This is a genomic window from Actinokineospora bangkokensis (assembly GCF_001940455.1).
Lineage (GTDB): Bacteria > Actinomycetota > Actinomycetes > Mycobacteriales > Pseudonocardiaceae > Actinokineospora > Actinokineospora bangkokensis.
In genome coordinates, this window is record NZ_MKQR01000028.1 from 786,324 (window position 1) to 804,127 (window position 17,804).

Consider the following 17,804-nt stretch of genomic DNA (forward strand, 5'->3'; position numbering starts at 1 on the left):
GAATCGACCGCAGGTCGATGCGGCCCCGGAAGTCACTCCCGGAACGTGTCCATCAGCGCCGCCGTCAAGTTCTGCGCCAGTGACGGGTGCTCCACGACCTCGTCCAACTCCCCCTCGGCCACCGTCCGCAGCCGCAGCACGCAGGCGGTGGCCCCCTCCCGGCTCACCGCCGCCACGAGGCGGGCCTCGCGGGCCTGCGGGTGCTGGGCCGCCACCCGCCCCATCGCGTCGTCGCCGGTGTCGGGCAGCTCCGCCTCGGCGTCCGGGGGGAGCATGACGATCTCCTGGACGAGGGCGCAGCCCGCGACCGCGGGCGGCCACATGATCCCGGCCAGGGCGGCGGCGAGGTCGCCCTCCAGGGCGTCCTGGGCGACCGGGGTCAGGGTGGTGGCGGGGTCGAGGCGGTCGGCGAGGTCGGGCTGCTCGGCGAGCAGGTGCTCGGTGGGGACCAGGGCGAACAGCTGCGGGGGCTGGTCCCAGCCCCCCGCGGCCACGTACTCCTCGACCTCGCGGGCGGCGGCGGAGAGCTCGGGGGCGGTGCGCGTCACGGGCCCATCCTCCCACCCCGGCGCAGGTCACCCGATCCGGCGGATCCGATCCGCGCAATTCGGGCACCCTCACGGGAACCTGAACCGGTCCTAATAGAGTTGAGGGATCAGGAGCGGTCCGCGACCGGTCCGGATGTTCCGATGCAAGCGACTCTGGAGCGTGCCCCGTGGCCACTCGGCCCCCGATCGGCCTGCCGAAGCTCTCCCGCCGCAGCCGCGTCCTGCTCGTGGTCGCCGCGGCGATCGTCCTGCTCCTGCTGGTCGGCTCCCGGCTGCTGGGCACCTACGTCGACTGGTTGTGGTTCGGGGAGGTCGGGTTCCGGTCGGTGTTCAGCACCGTCCTGCTGACCAGGATCGGGCTGTTCCTCGCCGTCGGGCTGCTCGTCGGCGGGTTGCTGGCGGTCAGCCTGTGGGTGGCCTACCGCTCCCGGCCGGTGTTCGTCCCGGTGTCCGGCGCGGACGACCCGCTGGCCCGCTACCGCTCGACGATCGTGGCGCGGGTGAAGCTGTTCGGCATCGGCATCCCGGTGCTCGTCGCCCTCATCGCGGGGTCGGCGGCGCAGTCGGAGTGGCAGAAGTGGCAGCTGTTCGTCAACGGCACCAGCTTCGGCACCACCGACCCGGAGTTCGGGTTGGACATCGGCTTCTTCGCCTTCACCCTGCCGTTCGCCACCTGGGTGATCAACTGGCTGTTCGTCGCGGTCGCGGTCGCCTTCTTCGGCGCGCTGATCACCCACTACGTCTTCGGCGGCATCCGGCTGGCGGGCAAGGGCGGGCAGCTGGCCTCGTCGGCGCGCATGCAGCTGTCGATCACCGCGGGCGTGTTCGTGCTGGTCTACGCGGTGGACTACTTCTTCGAGCGCTACGAGCTGATGTTCTCCGACAGCAACTCGCTGTTCTCCGGGGCCACCTACACCGACCTCAAGGCCGTGCTGCCCGCCAAGCTCATCCTGATGTTCATCGCGGCGTTCTGCGCGGTGGCCTTCTTCGCGGGCGCCTTCCTGCGCAACCTCCAGCTGCCCGCCATCGCCACCGCGCTGCTCATCCTGTCCGGGGTGCTCGTCGGCGCCGCTTGGCCGCAGGTCGTGCAGCAGTTCTCGGTCCGGCCGAACGAGAACGCCAAGGAAGCGACCTCGATCCAGCGCAACATCGCCGCCACCAAGCAGGCGTTCGGGCTGACCGACGACAAGGTCGAGACCCAGGACTACCCGGGCGTCAGCTCGGTGCAGACCAGCCAGATCCTGTCCGACCCGGCGAGCACCAACACCATCTCCAACGCCCGCCTGCTCGACCCGAACATCCTCGCCCCGACCTTCACCCAGCGCGAGGGCCGGGAGAACTTCTACGGCTTCCCCGAGAAGCTCGACATCGACCGCTACAACATCGACGGCAAGACCCAGGACTACATCGTCGCCGCGCGCGAGATCAAGACCTCGGGGCTGACCGAGACCCAGGGCGGCTGGATCAACCGGCACATGGTGTTCACCCACGGCAACGGCTTCGTCGCCGCGCCCGCGAACACGGTGAACTCGGCCATCCAGGACTCCACCGACCAGGGCGGCTACCCGGTGTTCAAGGTCGGCGAGCTCGGTGAGCCCGGCCCGTTCAACGTCCAGCAGCCGCGCATCTACTACGGCGAGCTGGCCACCGACGACTACGCCATCGCGGGCGGCCGCAACGGCGACACCCCGATGGAGTACGACACCCCCAGCACCACCTACGCCTACACCGGCGCGGGCGGCGTGCCCATCGACGGCCTGTTCAACCGGCTGGTCTTCGCGGCCAACTACACCGAGCGCAACATCCTGTTCTCCTCGCAGATCGGTGACGGCGCCAAGATCCTCTACAACCGCAACCCCCGGGACCGGGTGTCGGCGGTGGCGCCGTGGTTGACCGTGGACGGCGACCCGTACCCGGCGGTGGTCGGCGGCAAGATCGTCTGGATCATCGACGGCTACACCACGCTGGAGAACTACCCCTACGCCCAGCGCACCCCCCTCGGCGAGGCCACCACCGACACCCTCGGCGGCGTGGTGCGCCAGGAGGACCGCACGATCAGCTACATCCGCAACTCGGTGAAGGCCACCGTGGACGCCTACGACGGCACGGTGACGCTGTACTCCATCGACGACCAGGACCCGGTGCTCAAGGCCTGGGAGGGCGTGTTCCCCGGCACGGTCAAGCCGTCCTCGGAGATCTCCGACGAGCTGCGCTCGCACTTCCGCTACCCGGAGGACCTGTTCAAGGTCCAGCGCGAGCTGCTGTCGAAGTACCACGTCACCGACGCCAACGAGTTCTTCTCGCAGAAGAGCTTCTGGAACGTGCCCACCGACCCCACCGAGGACGGCGCCACCGGCCAGACCGCGGGCGGCACCGACGCCAAGCAACCGCCGTACTACGTGCTGGCGCAGAGCCCCGGCCAGGACCGCGCGACCTTCCAGATCACCTCGGCGCTGACCCTGCTCAGCAGGCAGTTCCTCGCCTCGTGGGTCTCGGTCTCCTCCGACCCGGCCGACTACGGCAAGATCCGCGTGCTGCGCTTGCCCACCGACTCCCAGGTGGAGGGCCCCGGCCAGGTGCAGAACCGCTTCCAGACCACCGACGAGGTGGCCGCCAACCGCACGCTGATCAACAACCCCAGCGTCTCCCCCCGGTTCGGCAACCTGCTCACCCTCCCGGTCGCGGGCGGCATGCTCTACGTCGAACCGATCTACATCCAGCGCAAGGACGCCAACGCCTTCCCGCAGCTGGCCAGGGTCCTGGTCTCCTTCGGCAACAAGGTCGGCTTCGAGGCCACCATCAACGCCGCCCTGGAGAAGGTCTTCGGCGCGGGCGCGGGCCAACCCGCCACCCAACCCGGCGGCACCGCCCCCACCACCACGCCCCCGACCTCCACCACCACCCCGCCCCCCACCTCCACCACGGCACCCCCGGGCGGCACCGGCGGCTCCACCTCCGAGATGGACACCGCCGTCCAAGCCCTCAACGCCGCCCTCGAACACCTCCGCACGGCCCAGCGCAACGGCGACTTCACCGAACAGGGCAAGGCCCTCGCCGAACTCGACGCCGCGGCCAAGGCCTACGACGCGGCCAAGGCCAAGGCGGGCACCTCGACACCCCCGTCCAGCCCCGGAACCACCCCGTCCCCCACCCCCACAGCCGGAGGATGACCCCCCGCGCATGACCCCGCGAACCCCCGTGTAAGGTAGTTCTTACCGACGCGGGGTGGAGCAGCTCGGTAGCTCGCTGGGCTCATAACCCAGAGGTCGCAGGTTCAAATCCTGTCCCCGCTACAGAGGCCGGAGGGCCCCTGTCTGCCGAAAGCGCAGACGGGGGCCCTTTCGCCTGTTGTGTGGGGGCGGAGCCCCCACGCCCCGCCCCGGGGGCGCTGCCCCCGGACCCCCCTCCGTAGGTGGGGGAGGGGAGTGGGGACGGAACCCTGGTTGGTGTGTCTGGGACTCGGCTGCGCGAGGTCGGTCCGCGTCGGCCCCGCAACCACTTCTTGCTCTGCCCACGACGCCACCACCTACGCAGTAGGCGGCCCGGCTATGCCCCTGCTCGATGCGGTGGTCTTGTTTGGCTGGGGGAGGCGATCATGTGCTACCCACGGCGGGGGGTGGGGCCGCAGGCCTCACCTTTTCCCCACCCCGAGCACATGATCGCCGCAGGGGCCCCGGCCAAACAGGACCACCGCATCGAGCCGGCCAACGAACGACCGGGCTCTACCAACGCCGACGCCGAAGGCGAGGCGGAATGACCCCAGCAAGCACCCCACCAGCGGAAACGGTCCAACCCACCCCCCGTGAAAACCAGGTTTCGCGCCCGTGTACTGTAGTAACTACCGACGCGGGGTGGAGCAGCTCGGTAGCTCGCTGGGCTCATAACCCAGAGGTCGCAGGTTCAAATCCTGTCCCCGCTACAACGCCGAGAGGCCGGTCCACCAGGACCGGCCTCTCGCGCTTTTCCCGGCCCGCCGTCAAGCGGGGTAGGACCCGCGGACGGGCACCAGCGCGGACGCCCACCAGTGCAGCGTGGTCAGCAGCTTCTTCGCCGCCGGGTCGGCGTCCTGGGCGCGGCCCTCCCGGAACTGGACGTGGGCGCCGTGGAAGCTCACCGTGTCGCGGACGGTCACCGCGTGCAGCTCGGCGAAGACGACCCGGAGCTGCTCGACGGCGCGGAGCCCGCCGGAGAGGCCGCCGTAGGAGACAAACCCGACCGGCTTGGCTATCCAGCCGGTGTGCACGCTGTCCACGGCCTCCTTCAACGGCCCGGGGTAGCCGTGGTTGTACTCCGGGGTCACCACGGCGAAGGCGTCGGCGGAGTCGACCGCGGCCGGGAAGTCGAGTGCGGGGTCGGCGAGGTCGACCCGGCGCACGGCGAAGGCGCCGTGCTCCTCAGCGCGGGCGCTGAACCAGTCGGCCACGACGGGGCCGAAGCGCCCGTCGCGGGTGCTGGCGGTGATCACGGCGAGTGCGGGGCGCTGGGGCACGGGGGTTCCTCTCGGCGGGGGTGCCCCTCCGGCGGGGGCGCCACCGACGCTAAAACCTCGAGCTTCGTGGAGGTCAAGCCGCTACGCTGCCCGACCGTGGAAGCCGCCGACGTCGCCCGCCTGCTCGCCGAACCCGACCGCCTCGCCGTCTTCGCCGCCGCCGCGCTCGGCGCCCGGGACCTGGCCGCGGTCGCCGCCGCCACCGGCCTGGCCCCGGCCGCCGCCGCGAAGGCGCTCGGCAAGCTGCAGGACGGCGGCCTCCTCGACGGCTGCGCCGTCCGCGTCGAGGCCATCAAGGCCGCCGCTCGCGCCGCCGCGGCCCCCCGCCCGGTCGAGGACCACGGCTACGCCGACCCCGCGACCGAGGCCGTCGTCCGCACCTTCGTCCAGGACGGCAGGCTCACCGGCTTCCCCGCCCACGCGGGCAAGCGCCGCACCGTCCTGGAGCACGTCGCCCAGACCTTCACCCCCGGTGTCCGCTACTCCGAGAAGGAGGTCAACGCCCTCCTGCGCGCCTGGACCGCGGGCACCCCCACCGACCACGCCACCCTCCGCCGGTACCTCGTCGACCACAACCTGCTCACCCGCGACACCACCGCCTACTGGCGCTCCGGCGCCTGGGTGGACGTCGACCACCCAGGTCCCGAGTAGACAGATGGGCCGAACGGTCCACGTGGGACGGGTGGGCCGCTCGCGTGTGCCGGTGCGACGGCGGCCGATCGGCGGTACGCGGGCAGGACAGGGCGGCCCTCCCTGGCCCGGCCGGGACGGGACGGGTGGTGACCGGTCGGGTGTTCCGCCGACCGGATCGAGGGGGAATAATCGCTGGCAGGGGGCGGGTGGGGCGTGCCCGGGATGAGTGATCTGGGCCACATCCGGGGTCTGCCCGGCGGGATTCGGCCGGCTACGGGGTGATCACCGGGATTGCTCTGATCAGGTGGTGCGGCGTACGGAGATCCACTCCTTCGGCGCACGTCGCGGCGTGCCGTCCACGTGGGACCGTCGCCGCCTGCTCCGGATGGGGCGGTCGAGTTGGGCTGTTCGGTGGTACCCGCGCGGGGGTCGGGCGCCGGGGCGCGATCAGCCACTGTGGACTAGGGGACAAGGCCACTGTGGACAGCTCGGCGCCGTCGTGGGACCGTGGGGTGGTGTCTGAACTGAACGCAACCGCAGCCGCACTCCTCGGACTGCTGCACGAGGGCCCGCAGACCGGCGGCCAGCTCGTGGCTGCCGCGCGCGAGCGCTTCGGCTCCTTCTTCAGCGTCACGCGCAGCCAGGTCTACCGGGAGCTGCCCGCGCTCGCCGAGGACGGCCTCGTCCGGCTGGGCAAGCAGGGTCCGCGGTCGAGCCAGCAGTACGTCATCACCGCGGCGGGCAAGAAGGCCTTCAAGGCCTGGCTGGCCGGTGAGCCGGGCCCCGACCACCTGCGCAGCCCGCTGATCCTGCGCCTGGTGCACGCCTCGACGCTGACCGCCAAGCAGCGCACCGCGCTGATCGACTCGGCCAAGGCCGTGTACAACGGCGAGCACGAGGCGGCCAGGGCCGCGGTGAAGGCCGCCGAGGACCCCTACGCCAAGGCGATCGCCGAGTTCGGCGTGGCCAGGGCCAAGGCCGTGCTCAAGCTGCTGGACTCCATCCCCAAGGCCTGACCCCGGGGCCCGGTCCCCGGGCCTGGGGCACACCGCCGCAGCGGCGGCGCCCGCGTCCGCGTACCCTTCCCGGACGTGAACCCGGACGTCGCCGCTGACCTCAAGGAACTCTCCGTCACCCTCGCCAGCGTCGAGGCCGTCATGGACCTCGACAGCCTGCGCGCCGAGATCGCCGACCTGGAGCAGCAGGCGGCGGCCCCGGACCTGTGGGACGACCCCGAGGCCGCGCAGAAGGTGACCTCGGCGCTGTCGCACCGCCAGGGCGAGCTGCGCCGGGTGGAGGACCTGCGCTCGCGGCTGGACGACCTGCCGGTGCTCTACGAGCTGGCCGAGGAGGGCGGCGACGCCGACTCGCTGGCCGAGGCCGACGCCGAGCGGGCGAAGCTGCGCGCCGACGTCTCCGGGCTGGAGTCGCGCACCCTGCTCTCCGGCGAGTACGACCCGCGCGACGCGCTGGTCTCCATCCGCGCCGAGGCCGGGGGCGTCGACGCCGCGGACTTCGCCGAGATGCTCATGCGCATGTACCTGCGCTGGTCGGAGCGCCACGGCTACCCCACCGAGGTCTACGACACCTCCTACGCGGAGGAGGCGGGCATCAAGTCCGCCACCTTCAAGGTCTCCGCCCCCTACGCCTACGGCACCCTCTCGGTCGAGCAGGGCACCCACCGGCTCGTGCGGATCTCGCCGTTCGACAACCAGGGCCGCCGCCAGACCTCGTTCGCCGCGGTCGAGGTGGTGCCGGTGGTCGAGACGACCGACCACATCGAGATCGACGAGAAGGACCTGCGGGTCGACGTCTACCGCTCCTCGGGCCCCGGCGGGCAGGGCGTCAACACCACCGACTCGGCGGTGCGCATCACCCACCTGCCCACCGGCATCGTCGTCTCCTGCCAGAACGAGCGCTCGCAGCTGCAGAACAAGGCCTCGGCGATGAACGTGCTGCAGGCCAAGCTGCTGGAGCGGCGCAGGCAGGAGGAGCAGGCCAGGATGGACGCGCTCAAGGACAGCTCGTCGGGCTCCTGGGGCAACCAGATGCGCTCCTACGTGCTGCACCCGTACCAGATGGTCAAGGACCTGCGCACCGAGTTCGAGATGGGCAACCCGTCGGCGGTGCTCGACGGCGACATCGACGGCTTCCTCGACGCGGGCATCCGCTGGCGCCGCACCTCCTAGGCCGCGTGATCACCACCGCGTCCCGCCCGGTGCCGTCCCCGGCCCGATGGGACACGCTCCCGACTACCGTCGGTGACCAGCGGGTTCGGCCCGGGGGCGAGGCAACGTCTCGATAACGGACGAAGGTAGAATCGCCCACCGTGATCCGGCTCGAACAGGTTTCCAAGGTCTACAAGACCTCCACCCGGCCCGCCCTGGAGAACGTCTCCGTGGAGGTGGACAAGGGTGAGTTCGTCTTCCTGATCGGCCCGTCCGGCTCGGGCAAGTCGACCTTCCTGCGGCTGCTGCTGCGCGAGGAGGTCCCCAGCAAGGGCCGGGTGTACGTGGCCAACTTCGACGTCGCCCGCATGGCCCGGCGCCGGGTGCCGCGGCTGCGCCAGTCGATCGGCTGCGTGTTCCAGGACTTCCGGCTGCTGGCGAACAAGACCGTCGCCGAGAACGTCGCCTTCGCCCTGGAGGTCATCGGCAAGCCCCGGCACACCATCCGCAAGGTGGTGCCCGAGGTGCTGGAGCTGGTCGGCCTGGAGGGCAAGGCCGAGCGCATGCCCAACGAGCTCTCCGGCGGCGAGCAGCAGCGCGTGGCCATCGCGCGCGCGTTCGTCAACCGGCCGCTGATGCTGCTCGCCGACGAGCCCACCGGGAACCTCGACCCGGACACCAGCCAGGACATCATGCTGCTGCTGGAGCGGATCAACCGCACCGGCACCACGGTGCTGATGGCCACCCACGACCACTCCATCGTGGACTCCATGCGCCGCCGGGTCGTCGAGCTCGACCTCGGCCGCGTGGTGCGCGACGACGCCCGCGGCGTCTACGGCGTCGGCCGCTGACTGCACCCCCACACCCCGAGCACCCCCGAGGAACCGAACCCCGATGCGCGCCAGCTTCGTGTTCAGCGAGGTCCTGACCGGTCTTCGCCGCAACATCACGATGACCATCGCGATGATCATCACCACCGCCATCTCGCTCGCCATGCTCGGCGGCGGACTGCTGGTCGTGCGCATGATCGACAAGACCCAGTCGCTCTACCAGGACAAGGTCGAGGTCAGCGTCTACCTGACCAAGGACGTCTCCTCCACCGACAAGGACTGCGCCAACGACCCGTGCCGGTCGCTGCGCGGGCAGCTGGAGAACGACCCCGCGGTGGAGACGGTGACCTTCGAGAACCGGGACCAGGCCTACGAGCGGTTCAAGGAGATCTTCGCCGCGCAGCCGGAGCTGGTGAAGCTGACCAGGCCGGAGGCGCTGCCCGCCTCGTTCCGGGTCAAGCTCAAGGACCCCGACCGGCCCGAGGTGATCACCCAGGGCTACGCGGGCAAGCCGGGCGTGGACGCCATCACCGACCAGAGCGAGTTCCTGGACCGGTTCTTCAACGTCCTCAACGGCCTGCGCAACCTGACCTTCTCGGTGGCGCTGGTGATGGCGATCGCGGCGCTGCTGCTGATCTCCAACACCGTGCAGCTGTCGGCGTTCACCCGGCGCACGGAGGTCGGGATCATGCGGTTGGTGGGCGCGACGCGCTGGTACACCCAGCTGCCCTTCCTCCTCGAAGCGATGGTCACGGGCCTGGTCGGCGCGCTGGTGGCGATCGGGTTGCTCGTCGGCGGCAAGGTCGTCTTCCTCGACGACGTGCTGTCGGACTCGATCAACTCGGGCGTGGTGCGCTCGGTCGACGGGCTGGACATCCTGCTGGTGTCGCCGTGGCTGCTGCTCGTGGCGCTGGGGATCTCCGGTGTCACCGGGTACGTCACCCTGCGGCTCTACGTGCGCACGTAACCGGCTGGCGGGTCTGCGTAGAGTTCGTGCCATGGTCAAGGAGCGCGGCAACAAGGTGATCGCGTCGAACCGGAAGGCTCGGCACGACTACACCGTGGTGGACACCTACGAGGCCGGGATGGTCCTGGTCGGCACCGAGGTCAAGAGCCTGCGCGAGGGCCGGGCCTCGCTGGTGGACGCCTTCGCCACGGTCGACGACGGCGAGGTCTACCTGCGCAACCTGCACATCCCGGAGTACACGCAGGGCACCTGGACCAACCACGAGCCGCGGCGGACCCGCAAGCTGCTGCTGCACAAGGGCGAGATCCTGCGCCTGATCGGCAAGATCAAGGAGAGCAGCCTGACCCTGGTGCCGCTGTCGCTGTACTTCAAGGACGGCCGGGTGAAGGTGGAGCTGGCGCTGGCGAAGGGCAAGAAGTCCTACGACAAGCGGCAGGACCTGGCCAAGCGCGACGCCGACCGGGAGATCGCGCGGACGGTGGGGCGCAGGGCCAAGGGCATGCGCTGATGCGCGACGGGGAGCTGGCCGGGTGGGTGGCCGAGCTGGGCCTGCCCGGCCTGGTCGACGTGCACGTGCACTTCCTCCCCGACGCGGTGCAGCGCAAGGTCTGGGCCTACTTCGACGACGCCACCCGCAACTACGGCACGGAGTGGCCGGTGCACTACCGGCTGCCCGCCGAGGAGCGGGTGGCGCTGCTGCGCTCGTTCGGCGTGGTCGCCTACGCCCCGCTGGTCTACCCGCACAAGCCGGGGATGGCGCGGTGGCTCAACTCCTGGGTGGCGGAGTTCAGCGCGGGGGTGCCCGAGGCGGTGCCGACGGCGACGCTGTTCCCCGAGCCGGGGGTGGCCGACTACCTCGACGCCGCGCTGCGGGCGGGTGCCCGGTGCGTGAAGGCGCACGTGCAGGTGGGCGCCTACGACCCGCGCGACCCGCTGCTGGAGGGCGCCTGGGGGCTGCTGGCCGAGGCGGGCGTCCCGGTGGTGGTGCACTGCGGGCACGGCCCGCTGCGCGGCGACCACACCGGCATGGCGGTGTTCGCCGAGGTGCTGGAGCGCCATCCGCGGCTGACGGCGGTGCTGGCGCACGCGGGGATGCCGGAGATCTCCGCCGCGCTGGACCTGGTGGACCGGTTCCCGCGGGTGCACGTGGACACCACGATGGTCGGCGTCGGGTTCGCCACCCGGATCGCGCCCCTGCCGCCGGACTGGGAGCGGCGGTTGGCCGGGGCGCCGGACCGGGTGGTGCTGGGCACCGACTTCCCCTCGATCCCGTACCCGTACGCCGAGCAGGTCGAGGCGATCCGCGGCTGGGCAGAGCACCCGGCGCTGGGGCCCGGCTTCCTGCGCGCGGTGCTGCACGACAACGGCGCCCGATTGCTCGGGCTGTGATCGCGCGCGGCCATTCTCGCCACTTTCGAGTGAATGGCCGACACGAATGGGTGGGAGCGCTGAAAGGGGCTCAAGTCCGCGACGAGCGGTAACGCGGTCGCCGTTCGCCGCAGATTCCGGCCGCTCATAATCGATGCATCTCGGTCGCATTGGCGATGCATCAGGTGAGTGCGAAGCTCGGTGCCATGACCGCTGAACCGGGAACGACGCCACCGCGGGTCCGGATCACCCTGCACGAGCCCGCCCGCGCCGGGCGCGCGCCCGCGACCGCCCTCCAGCGGCGGGTGGTCGTGCCCGCCGCGCCGCCCCGGGCCGCCGCGGCCCCGGCCGTGCTGCTCTCCGGCATCGGCGCCGTGGTGTTCACCGCCGTCACCGGCTCCCCGCTCGCGCTGGCGGCCGCCCTGCTCGCCACCGCGACGGCCGCCGCCATGGCGCTGTGCGGGCCCGCGCCGCGCCGCCACCGCGGCGGCAGGCACCGCACCGGGTGACGCGGTGGCCTCGGATGCGGTGGCCCCGGATGCGGTGGCCTCAGATGACGACGATGCGCTCGAGCGTCGCGTCGCCGGGGTGGCGGATCAGCACCTCCGCGCCGTCGACCTTGGTCGTGCGGTACAGCAGCTGGCCGTAGGCGACCAGCCTGCGCAGCGCCTCGGTCTGGTTCACCTGCTCGCGGTCGGCGACCTCGTCCAGGGCGGCCTTGGTGGCGGCCGAGAGGTTGGTCGTCATCCGGTGGAAGCCCGGTTGGGCGTCGTCTCTGCTCTCGGTCATGCGACCCGCGTCCTCGCTCTCCGCCCCGGGGGCGACCCCGCCCCCGGGCGCACCCGATCCGACCTCTGCACCGCCCAGTCCACCAGACGGACACCCGTTTATATATCGACCGGCCGGCTGATGCCTGCCCCATCGACGCCTCGTCGGCATTCCTCGTCTGCTACGGCGATGTACCGATTGCTCATCTCCGCCGGGGTTTCGGAGGTGTAAAGCGTGCGCCTGCCATTCACCGCACCCCGCGCGCGGCGGGGGTGACGGCGGCCGATGACACCGTCCGGCACCGGAAGCCGCCGAATGCGTGATCCCCGCTCGCGCGACGCCGTGGTCACCGCCCACCCCGACCTCCTCCGGCTCGACCCCGTCGTCAGCGACCCCGGAATCGACAACGCCACCGCGGGGTTGTGGGATGCGCCGGTCACCCGCGCGCGGGAGGCCGATCCCCCGCTCGCTCACGGCGAACAGCCCGGGGGAACAGCGGGGGGCTCAGGGAGGTTGAGCTAGTCAGACTCAACTTCTGGAGTGTGAAGCCATGACCGAGGCTCTGACGTTGCCGGTGCTCCCGCTGGACGACACGGTCCTGCTGCCCGGCATGGTCGTGCCCATCCCGCTGGCGGGCGAGGGCGGCGCCAACGAGGCCCGCGCCGCCGTCGACGCCGCCCGCACCCACGGCGAACCCGCCCGCGTCGTGCTCGTCCCCCGGCTGGAGGGCCGCTACGCCCGCGTCGGCGCGCTCGCCGTCGTCGAGCAGGTCGGCAGGCTGCCCGGCGGGCAGCTGGCCGCGGTGGTCCGCAGCACCGGCCGGGTCCGCATCGGCGCGGGCACCACCGGCCCCGGCGCCGCCCTGTGGGTGCAGGTCGAGACCGTGGACGAGGTCGTCGACGACCGCGTGCCGGAGCTGGCCAGCGAGTACAAGAAGCTCGTCACCACGATCCTGCAGCAGCGCGGCGCCTGGCAGGTCGTCGACAGCGTCGCCGCCGTGGACGACCCGGCCGCGCTGGCCGACCTCGCAGGCTACGCCAGCTACGTCACCGACGAGCAGAAGGCGTGGCTGCTGGAGACCACCGACGTCGCCGAGCGGCTGACCAAGCTGCTGGAGTGGGGCCGGGAGCACCTGGCCGAGCTCGACGTGCAGGAGACCATCCGCAAGGACGTCCGCGAGGGCGTGGAGAAGCAGCAGCGCGAGTTCCTGCTGCGCCAGCAGCTCGCGGCCATCCGCAAGGAGCTGGCCGAGATCGAGGGCAAGCCCGCCTCCGAGGAGCAGGACTACCGCGCCAGGGTCGAGGCCGCCGAGCTGCCCGAGAAGGTGCGCGCGGCCGCCCTGGCCGAGGTCGACAAGCTGGAGCGCACCGCGGAGCAGTCCCCCGAGGTGGGCTGGATCCGCACCTGGCTGGACACCGTGCTGGACCTGCCCTGGGACCGGCGCACCGAGGACGCCTACGACATCCCCGGCGCCCGGGCCGTGCTCGACGCCGACCACGCGGGCCTCGACGACGTCAAGGACCGCATCGTCGAGTACCTGGCCGTGCGCAAGCGGCGCGACGAGCGCGGGCTCGGCGTCGTCGGCGGCAGGCGCTCCGGCGCCGTGCTCGCCCTCGCGGGCCCGCCCGGGGTCGGCAAGACCTCGCTGGGCGAGTCCGTGGCCCGCGCGATGGGCCGCGAGTTCGTCCGGGTGGCCCTCGGCGGCGTGCGCGACGAGGCCGAGATCCGCGGGCACCGGCGCACCTACGTCGGCGCGCTGCCCGGCCGGATCGTCCGCGCCATCAAGGAGGCCGGGACGATGAACCCGGTCGTGCTGCTCGACGAGGTCGACAAGGTGGGCAGCGACTACCGGGGCGACCCCACCGCCGCCCTGCTGGAGGTGCTGGACCCGGCGCAGAACCACACCTTCCGCGACCACTACCTCGAGGTCGAGCTCGACCTGTCGGACGTGGTGTTCCTGGCCACGGCCAACGTCGTCGAGGCCATCCCCGCGCCGCTGCTCGACCGCATGGAGCTGGTGCAGCTCGACGGCTACACCGAGGACGAGAAGGTCACCATCGCCGCCGAGCACCTGCTGCCGCGCCAGCTCGACCGGGCGGGCCTGGCCGCCGACGAGGTCGAGGTGGACCGGGAGGCGCTGCGCCTGCTGGCGGGCGAGTACACCCGCGAGGCGGGCGTGCGGCAGCTGGAGCGGGGCATCGCCAGGGTGCTGCGCAAGGTGGCGGCCAAGCTGGCCGTCGGCTCGGCGCGGCTCCCGGTCCGGGTCGGCGCGGCCGAGCTGCGCGAGTACCTGGGCCGCCCCCGGCACACCCCGGAGTCGGCCGAGCGCACGGCCGTGCCCGGCGTGGCCACCGGGCTCGCGGTCACCGGCACCGGCGGCGACGTGCTGTTCGTCGAGGCGTCGCTGGCCGAGGCGGGCACCGGCTCGGCGGGCGTGGTGCTGACCGGGCAGCTCGGCGAGGTGATGAAGGAGTCCGCCCAGATCGCGCTGTCCTACCTGCGCTCGCACGGCGCGGAGCTGTCCCTGCCGGTCGACGCGCTGGCCGACCGGGGCGTGCACGTCCACGTCCCCGCGGGCGCGGTGCCCAAGGACGGGCCGAGCGCGGGCGTCACGATGACCACCGCGCTGGCCTCGCTGCTGTCCGGCCGCCCGGTGCGCTCGGACGTCGCGATGACCGGGGAGGTGTCGCTGACCGGCCGCGTGCTGCCGATCGGCGGGGTGAAGCAGAAGCTGCTCGCCGCCCACCGCGCGGGCATCACCACGGTGCTCATCCCGCACCGCAACGAGCCCGACCTCGACGACGTGCCGGAGCCGGTGCGCGCGGAGCTGACCGTCCACACCGTCAGCGACGTGCGAGAGGTGCTGGAGCTGGCGCTGGAGAAGGTGGACGCGCAGGCCCTCGCGGCCTGACCCGAGCGGCGGGGTGGTGCCCAGCAGGGCGCCACCCCGCCGCTCACTTCTCCTCCAGGAACGTGAGCACCGCCCGCACCCGGCGGTGCTCCTCGCTGCTGGGCTCCAGGTTCAGCTTGGCGAAGATGTTGCCGACGTGCTTCTCCACGGCGCCGTCGGACACCGTCAGCGAGCGGGCGATGGCGGTGTTCGACAGCCCCTGGGCCATCAGCCCCAGCACCTCGCGCTCGCGCGGCGTCAGCGCGTCGACCGGGTTGCGCCTCCCGCGGGCCATCAACTGCGCGATCACCTCCTGGTCGATGCTGGTGCCCCCGGCCGCCACCCGCCGCACGGCGTCGACGAAGTCGGCCACGTCCGCCACCCGCTCCTTGAGCAGGTAGCCCACCCCGCCGGTGCCGCCCGCCAGCAGCTCCACGGCGTAGCGCTCCTCCACGTACTGCGACAGCACCAGCACCGGCAGCCCCGGCACCGCGGCCCGGGCCGCGAGCGCCGCGCGCAGGCCCTCGTCGGTGAACGTCGGCGGCATCCGCACGTCGACGATGGCCAGGTCGGGGCGGTGCTCGACGACCGAGGCCGTCAGCCCGGCGCCGTCCTCCAGCGCGGCCACCACCTCGATGCCCTCGTCGGCGAGCAGGCGGGTCACGCCCTCGCGCAGCAGCACGGAGTCCTCGGCGATCACGACGCGCATGGCGGCCATGCTGTCACCACGCGCAGGGCAGGTCGGCGCGGACCACGGTGGGCCCGCCCACCGGGCTCACCACGGTCATCACCCCGTCGATCGTCGCCGCCCGGTCGGCCAACCCGGCCAGGCCGCCGCCCGCGCGCACCTCGGCGCCGCCCACCCCGTTGTCGACCACCTCGACCACGACCACCCCGGACTCCTCCCGCCATACCCGCACGCCGACCCGGGTGGCCCCGGCGTGCTTGGCGATGTTGGTCAGCGACTCCCCGACGATGAAGTACGCGGTGCTCTCCACGGCCGCGGGCGGGCGCGGGTCCACCACCACCTCCACCGCCACCGGCACCGGCGAGCGGGCCGCCAGCGACGACAGCGCCGCGTCCAGGCCCCGGTCGCCCAGCACCGCCGGGTAGATGCCCCTGGCCAGGTCGCGCAGCTCGGCCACGGCCAGCTTGGCGTCGGCGTGCGCCTCCTCGACCAGAGCGCGCGCGGCGTCCGGGTCGTCGTCGAACTTGCCCTTGGCCCGGCCCAGCCCCATCGCCACGGCCACCAGCCGCTGCTGCGCGCCGTCGTGCAGGTCGCGCTCGATACGCCGCCGCTCGGCCTCCGCCGCGTCCACCCCGCGGGCCCGCGAGGCCTGCAACCGGTCGGCCCGCGCGGCCTGCTCGGCCACCCGGTCGGCCCCGAGCATCGCCCCGGCGAACCGGGCGTGCAGCCACGCCACCCGCGGCGCCACCCACAGCGCCACCGGCACCAGCGGCACGCTCGCGATCCCCAGCGCGAACAGCACGCACGACAGCGGGAAGGTCAGCAGCACGAACCCCAGGTCGCGCCAGGTCCGCCGGTCGGTCAGCAGCTCCCGCCACTGCCGCAGCAGGTTCCCCGGCCCGGGCAGCACGGCGCGCGGGGGCAGGTCGGCGTCGGCCAGGGTGCTCGCCCACCACCGGAACGCGTTGCCGAACGCCCTGGTGACCACCGCCGCGGCGGCCAGGAACAGCAGCCCGACCCAGATGATCACGGTCGCCCCGAGCGCCCACAGCACCACGGTCAGGATGAACCCGGCCAGCGCCAGCGGGAACAGCCCCAGCAGGTACAGGACGGCCCTGACCGGGTGCGGGTAGCGGGTCACGACTCGTCCCGCGCAGGCCCGAGCAGCGCCCGCGCGAACCGCACGTGCGCCGCACCCAACCCGCGGGTCACCAGCACGGCCACCGCCACGAGCACCACCCCCACCAGCGCGAACGGCAGGGCGTCCACCGCCGACGCGACCACGAACTGCGGATGGCCCCAGTCGAACCCCCGGTAGACGCCCCCAGGCAGCCAACGGTAGTAGACCGGCAGCGCCAGCAGGCCCAACCCGACGGACCAGAGCACCACGACCACCACGAACTCGAAGATCCCCACCGGCAGCATGAGCAGGAAGTACAGCGCGTCCCGGTAGGTGTTGACGTCCTTGAACCTCGCCCTGAACCGCTTCTCCTCCGGCAACCGCGGGTAGGGCGCCGGGATGTCCGCGTCGAGCATCGCGTAGATCCGCGCCCGCTCCAGCCGGGCCCCACCCCGCGAGCAGAGCACCGCCAGCACCAGCACGGGCACCCCCACCCAGATCACCGCGGTGCCCAACCCCACCGCGGTCAGCACCACCAACCCCACGAACCCGGCGATCCCCACCGCCAGGTTCATCACCAGGAACCCGAGCGACCCGGCCACCGAGGGCCGCGGAGCAGCAGAAGAAGTCATGCCCCAACCCTGTCCGCCCCACCCCCGCCCCCACGATGGTGCCGCCCGGCCGATCCGGGGTGGGGCCAGCCCTACCCCCTGGGGATACGGGGATGAAGGTCTGGCCGCGGCGCGGTAGTATGGGAGGTGCAAGGCTCGTCAACCCACACGGGGGTGAACGGTTTCGACTTTGGACGTGGATTCAGGAGAAGCGTGCAGGTGCAGGCGGGATTGACCACCTCAAGCGTCGCCCGCAAACCAATAAGCGCCAAGACTAACAGTCGCGCTGACTTCGCCCTCGCTGCCTAAGCGAGTGTGAGTCTGTCGGCCCGGGGTCGCCTCCGACCCGGTCGCCGGCATCAGCTAGGAGGCTCACCGACAGCCCCGGCCACGGGGACTGCTCGGGAAGCTCACAGTGGCTGGGCCCGTCACACCGGCTTGTTCGCGTGACCGGTGGGGCCGAGTAGAGGCAATGCGAACTGCGCACGGAGAAGTCCTGGTGAAGCGACAGAGGACCCGGGTTCGATTCCCGGCACCTCCACGAGACCGAGGCCGACCCTTGCCCGCGGAAAGCGCGGGCGGGGTCGGTCTCGTCATTTCGCGTGGGGGCCGAGCCCCCACACCCCCACGGTGCTTGCTCCTTCGGTTGGCGGGCGGGGGGAGTTGTGGGGGAACCAGCGGGGGCGCTGCGCGCCCCGGGGGAGTTGTGGGGGATCAGCGGGGG

At 72.2% G+C, this 17,804-nt stretch carries 16 protein-coding genes, 2 tRNA genes and 1 other RNA gene; 13 read left to right on the plus strand and 6 right to left on the minus strand.

All coding sequences use genetic code 11. From position 1 onward, the window contains the following. Positions 1–32 precede the first annotated feature (32 nt). Positions 33–548: a PPA1309 family protein gene (locus BJP25_RS30610; RefSeq protein WP_075978439.1), complete on the minus strand. Its 516-nt coding sequence runs from the start codon at positions 546–548 to the stop codon at positions 33–35. A 167-nt stretch (positions 549–715) separates the two neighbouring features. Here BJP25_RS30610 and BJP25_RS30615 point away from each other — a divergent pair, with 167 nt between their 5' ends. The 3 genes from BJP25_RS30615 (at position 716) to BJP25_RS30625 (ending at position 4,467) form a co-directional block, all read left to right on the plus strand. After that, positions 716–3,718, plus strand: coding sequence for a UPF0182 family protein (locus tag BJP25_RS30615; protein ID WP_075978440.1), 3,003 nt, complete (start codon positions 716–718; stop codon positions 3,716–3,718). 49 nt (positions 3,719–3,767) lie between these two features. Further along, positions 3,768–3,841: transfer RNA gene (locus tag BJP25_RS30620), tRNA-Met, on the plus strand. A 552-nt stretch (positions 3,842–4,393) separates the two neighbouring features. Continuing rightward, positions 4,394–4,467: transfer RNA gene (locus BJP25_RS30625), tRNA-Met, on the plus strand. A 57-nt stretch (positions 4,468–4,524) separates the two neighbouring features. Here BJP25_RS30625 and BJP25_RS30630 read toward each other — a convergent pair. After that, positions 4,525–5,037: an NADPH-dependent FMN reductase gene (locus BJP25_RS30630; RefSeq protein ID WP_075978441.1), complete on the minus strand. Its 513-nt coding sequence runs from the start codon at positions 5,035–5,037 to the stop codon at positions 4,525–4,527. Between the two features lie 96 nt (positions 5,038–5,133). On the opposite strand from BJP25_RS30630, the gene BJP25_RS36405 reads away from it, so the two are divergent. From BJP25_RS36405 to BJP25_RS30670, 8 genes are all read left to right on the plus strand, one after another. Beyond that, positions 5,134–5,688, plus strand: coding sequence for a DUF2087 domain-containing protein (locus BJP25_RS36405; protein ID WP_075978442.1), 555 nt, complete (start codon positions 5,134–5,136; stop codon positions 5,686–5,688). A 497-nt stretch (positions 5,689–6,185) separates the two neighbouring features. Next, positions 6,186–6,686, plus strand: a complete 501-nt coding sequence (locus BJP25_RS30640) for a PadR family transcriptional regulator (protein WP_075978567.1) — start codon at positions 6,186–6,188, stop codon at positions 6,684–6,686. A 75-nt stretch (positions 6,687–6,761) separates the two neighbouring features. Continuing rightward, positions 6,762–7,859: a peptide chain release factor 2 gene (gene prfB / locus BJP25_RS30645; protein WP_075978443.1), complete on the plus strand. Its 1,098-nt coding sequence runs from the start codon at positions 6,762–6,764 to the stop codon at positions 7,857–7,859. 140 nt (positions 7,860–7,999) lie between these two features. Further along, entirely contained in the window at positions 8,000–8,689 is a 690-nt protein-coding gene (gene ftsE / locus BJP25_RS30650; protein WP_075978444.1) for a cell division ATP-binding protein FtsE, read from the plus strand. 43 nt (positions 8,690–8,732) lie between these two features. Beyond that, positions 8,733–9,635 (plus strand): permease-like cell division protein FtsX, encoded by a 903-nt coding sequence (gene ftsX / locus BJP25_RS30655; protein ID WP_075978445.1) that lies wholly within the window; start codon positions 8,733–8,735, stop codon positions 9,633–9,635. 31 nt (positions 9,636–9,666) lie between these two features. Continuing rightward, entirely contained in the window at positions 9,667–10,143 is a 477-nt protein-coding gene (smpB, locus tag BJP25_RS30660) for an SsrA-binding protein SmpB (RefSeq protein WP_075978446.1), read from the plus strand. Next, a complete protein-coding gene (locus BJP25_RS30665; RefSeq protein WP_075978447.1) occupies positions 10,143–11,024 on the plus strand; it encodes an amidohydrolase family protein in 882 nt (293 codons plus the stop codon). The genes smpB and BJP25_RS30665 overlap by 1 nt, the downstream gene beginning before the upstream one ends. A gap of 185 nt (positions 11,025–11,209) precedes the next feature. Further along, complete coding sequence (locus BJP25_RS30670; RefSeq protein ID WP_075978448.1) at positions 11,210–11,512, plus strand: hypothetical protein; 303 nt, start codon at positions 11,210–11,212, stop codon at positions 11,510–11,512. A gap of 40 nt (positions 11,513–11,552) precedes the next feature. On the opposite strand, the gene BJP25_RS30675 is transcribed toward BJP25_RS30670, so the two are convergent. Next, complete coding sequence (locus BJP25_RS30675) at positions 11,553–11,792, minus strand: hypothetical protein (RefSeq protein ID WP_075978449.1); 240 nt, start codon at positions 11,790–11,792, stop codon at positions 11,553–11,555. Positions 11,793–12,321: 529 nt separating this feature from the next. Here BJP25_RS30675 and lon point away from each other — a divergent pair. Further along, entirely contained in the window at positions 12,322–14,682 is a 2,361-nt protein-coding gene (gene lon / locus BJP25_RS30685; RefSeq protein ID WP_075978451.1) for an endopeptidase La, read from the plus strand. Between the two features lie 43 nt (positions 14,683–14,725). Here the strand turns inward: lon and BJP25_RS30690 are convergent, their stop codons facing one another. From BJP25_RS30690 to BJP25_RS30700, 3 genes are read right to left on the minus strand one after another with little or no spacing between them, the layout of a single operon-like run. Further along, positions 14,726–15,370 carry a response regulator transcription factor gene (locus BJP25_RS30690; protein ID WP_075978568.1) on the minus strand — a complete coding sequence of 215 codons (645 nt, stop codon included), beginning with the start codon at positions 15,368–15,370 and terminating at the stop codon, positions 14,726–14,728. Between the two features lie 13 nt (positions 15,371–15,383). Then, positions 15,384–16,490 carry a sensor histidine kinase gene (locus BJP25_RS30695; RefSeq protein ID WP_075978452.1) on the minus strand — a complete coding sequence of 369 codons (1,107 nt, stop codon included), beginning with the start codon at positions 16,488–16,490 and terminating at the stop codon, positions 15,384–15,386. Beyond that, complete coding sequence (locus tag BJP25_RS30700; protein ID WP_075978453.1) at positions 16,487–17,101, minus strand: sensor domain-containing protein; 615 nt, start codon at positions 17,099–17,101, stop codon at positions 16,487–16,489. The genes BJP25_RS30695 and BJP25_RS30700 overlap by 4 nt, the downstream gene beginning before the upstream one ends. A gap of 149 nt (positions 17,102–17,250) precedes the next feature. On the opposite strand from BJP25_RS30700, the gene ssrA reads away from it, so the two are divergent. Then, positions 17,251–17,624, plus strand: a transfer-messenger RNA (tmRNA) gene (ssrA, locus tag BJP25_RS30705). The last annotated feature ends 180 nt before the right edge of the window (positions 17,625–17,804 follow it).

Coding starts and splice junctions, on each gene's coding strand:
- BJP25_RS30690 (WP_075978568.1), bottom strand. CDS start 15,370: ATGCGCGTCGTGATCGCCGAGGACTCCGTGCTGCTGCGCGAGGGCGTG.
- BJP25_RS30665 (WP_075978447.1), top strand. CDS start 10,143: ATGCGCGACGGGGAGCTGGCCGGGTGGGTGGCCGAGCTGGGCCTGCCC.
- BJP25_RS30670 (WP_075978448.1), top strand. CDS start 11,210: ATGACCGCTGAACCGGGAACGACGCCACCGCGGGTCCGGATCACCCTG.
- BJP25_RS30675 (WP_075978449.1), bottom strand. CDS start 11,792: ATGACCGAGAGCAGAGACGACGCCCAACCGGGCTTCCACCGGATGACG.
- smpB (WP_075978446.1), top strand. CDS start 9,667: ATGGTCAAGGAGCGCGGCAACAAGGTGATCGCGTCGAACCGGAAGGCT.
- ftsX (WP_075978445.1), top strand. CDS start 8,733: ATGCGCGCCAGCTTCGTGTTCAGCGAGGTCCTGACCGGTCTTCGCCGC.
- lon (WP_075978451.1), top strand. CDS start 12,322: ATGACCGAGGCTCTGACGTTGCCGGTGCTCCCGCTGGACGACACGGTC.
- BJP25_RS30700 (WP_075978453.1), bottom strand. CDS start 17,101: ATGACTTCTTCTGCTGCTCCGCGGCCCTCGGTGGCCGGGTCGCTCGGG.